A 2,340-nucleotide genomic window follows, 5' to 3' on the forward strand; every position below is an offset into this window, starting at 1 on the left:
CGCAGCGTTGATAATGTGGTCCGCTCCGAAGTCCTTGGCCATCGCCAGACGCGAAGACTCCACGTCCACGGCGATGACTCTCGCGCCGAATGCTTTCGCCAGCATGGTCGCGCTGAGACCAACCGGGCCCTGTCCGAAGACGGCAACAGTGTCGTCGGCTGCGAGATCTACACGCTTCAACGCGGCGTATGCGGTACCAGTGCCGCAGGAGATCGCTGCGCCGGTCTTGAACGATAGGGCATCGGGAAGTTTGATGAGGGTGTGCGCGGGAACCTTCATGAAGTCGGCATGGGCACCATTGCCGTTTAGTCCGCCGTAGACCGTCTTTTCGTTCGGGCAGTACTGGGTCCATCCCGACCTACAGAACTCGCATGTCCGACAACCGTCGTAGTGGTGGACCATCACCCGGTCGCCAACGTGCGCTTCACTGGGACGCACCGTATCCCCGACAAGCTCGACGACACCGCACGGCTCGTGCCCCTCGATGACGATCTCGCTCTCAGACCGGCGCGGACCATGGAGGTGATGCAGGTCACTGCCGCACATTCCGGATGCCATCACCCGGATGACGACTTCATCCGGCCCGGGTGTCGGGTCAGCGTACTCGCGGAGCTCGATTGCCCCTTCGCCGCCGAAGACGACCGCCTTCATGACTCAGACCTCACGTGCATCGCCAGTTCCTTTCGGTGTGGTTGACGGTAGTCGCATGTTCTGCGCTCCCGCGGGTGTGGCGCGTGCTCAACTACGAGCGCGCGCCACAATCAGCGCACTAGAAGGTGTGCAGGACGAATCGCAGGAACTCTGCCGGCTCCTCGGCCTTGAGCGACACCGTCTCCTCGTTGGGAAGGAATTCGTACCCGCTCTCCGCACCGTACTTCTCACCGTTCACAGAGACAACACCGCGCGTCTGGAACAGGATTTCGATGGACGGGAATGTTCCCGCCTCGTAGGTCGCCCCCGCTTCCAGGCGCACGAAGCCGATACGGAAGTCACGCTCCGTGAAGTTGCCGATCCACTTCTCCGAGACACCCTCAGCTCCCTGCGGCAGCCACTCGAACGCGTCGGGGTTCATCGCGATGACATCGGTGTATCGCGGCGTGGCGAACTCGAGCTTGCGGCCGACCGCGTGCTCAAAGATCGCCTGCGAGCCGTCCTGCGACTGCTCCTCGCCGTTCTCGTCCGTCCAGTAGTAGAGCCCCTTACGGAACTCACCCTTCTCCTCGAGTGCAGCGTTGGTCGCCTCGCGCTGAGCAACGCTGAGATACCCCTGCCCACTGGCGCCGCCGGCCTGCAGCACGAGGGTGCGAAGACCTTCCTCGCGCTCCTGCGGGCCGTAGTGAACGCTCTCGGGGAAGTAGCCGACCCAGCCCTCTTCGAGGTAGTCCGTTTCAGAGTACGGCAGGCGTCCTGCGATGACGTAGCGCACCTGATCGAAGTTGTGACGGTGACGCGGCGTGCGCCACCCTCCTCCGCCGGTGTGCCCCATGTTCAGGTCGAAGTTGTTCGGCGAACCGTCCTCACCAAAGAGCAGGTGCTTCTGGTCGAGCACCCCCTCTCGCATGGTGCCGACCCGCTCGCTGCCTGTATCTGCCGCCTTGCTTACGCGCATTTCTGCTCCTTGGTATCGGTGCCCTATCAAGACCGCGACGCCTCTCACATCGAGTACCTCGCCTGTCTAACAGAACCGTGTTCGTTATTTGACAGTATCCCACATGACGGGATATGTTCAACAACAACTTAGACAGAAGGATGGCGATGACGACTCCGCTCACTCATACGCTGCAGGATTCGGGAGTCCCGGCATCTGCACGAGATTTCAGCGTCGACGAGCGGGTGGTGATCATCACCGGAGCCGCCCAAGGCATCGGACGCGAGCTCGCACGTCAGTTCGCAGCCGCCGGCGCGTTTGTCGCGGTCACCGACCTGGACGTGGACAAGGCATTCTCAGTCGTCGAGGAGATCGAGCAGGCCGGAGGGACCGCGCTCGGCGTTCCCGTCGATGTCTCCGACCCAGATTCCGTCGACGCGATGGTCTCCCGCGTCGTCGAACGGTGGGGTCGCGTCGACGTACTCATCAACAACGCCTCGATCTTCGCCACCTTGCAAAAGGGGCCGTTCGACCAGATTCCGTTGGACCAGTGGAACCGCGTCCTGGGAGTCAACGTCACCGGCCCGTACCTGTGTGCCAGAGCTGTCGCTCCTCACATGCGCAAGGCAGGCTTCGGCCGTATCGTCAATGTCTCCTCCGATGCTGTGACGCGCGGAACGGTCAACTACCTTCACTCCGTCCCCACCAAATCCGCCGCCATAGGCCTTCCAACCTCGCTTGCCCACCAACCC

Annotated in this window: 3 protein-coding genes; 1 reads left to right on the forward strand and 2 read right to left on the reverse strand. The window is 62.4% G+C overall.

What is annotated here, in order from left to right; genetic code table 11:
• Both J7E68_RS15040 and J7E68_RS15045 read right to left on the reverse strand, forming a co-directional pair.
• On the reverse strand, window positions 1–651 hold a 651-nt coding region (locus tag J7E68_RS15040), incomplete at its 3' end, for an alcohol dehydrogenase catalytic domain-containing protein (RefSeq protein WP_215173929.1).
• Between the two features lie 118 nt (window positions 652–769).
• Window positions 770–1,609 (reverse strand): hypothetical protein, encoded by an 840-nt coding sequence (locus J7E68_RS15045; RefSeq protein ID WP_215173930.1) that lies wholly within the window; start codon window positions 1,607–1,609, stop codon window positions 770–772.
• 146 nt (window positions 1,610–1,755) lie between these two features.
• Here J7E68_RS15045 and J7E68_RS15050 point away from each other — a divergent pair.
• Window positions 1,756–2,340, forward strand: a 585-nt coding sequence (locus J7E68_RS15050) for an SDR family NAD(P)-dependent oxidoreductase (protein ID WP_215173932.1), incomplete at its 3' end; no start/stop codon positions are given.

The organism is Microbacterium sp. ISL-103, from assembly GCF_018613995.1.
Classification (GTDB): domain Bacteria; phylum Actinomycetota; class Actinomycetes; order Actinomycetales; family Microbacteriaceae; genus Microbacterium.

Excerpts from the sequence above, each read along its gene's own strand:
- J7E68_RS15045 (WP_215173930.1), bottom strand. The coding sequence starts at position 1,609 with ATGCGCGTAAGCAAGGCGGCAGATACAGGCAGCGAGCGGGTCGGCACC.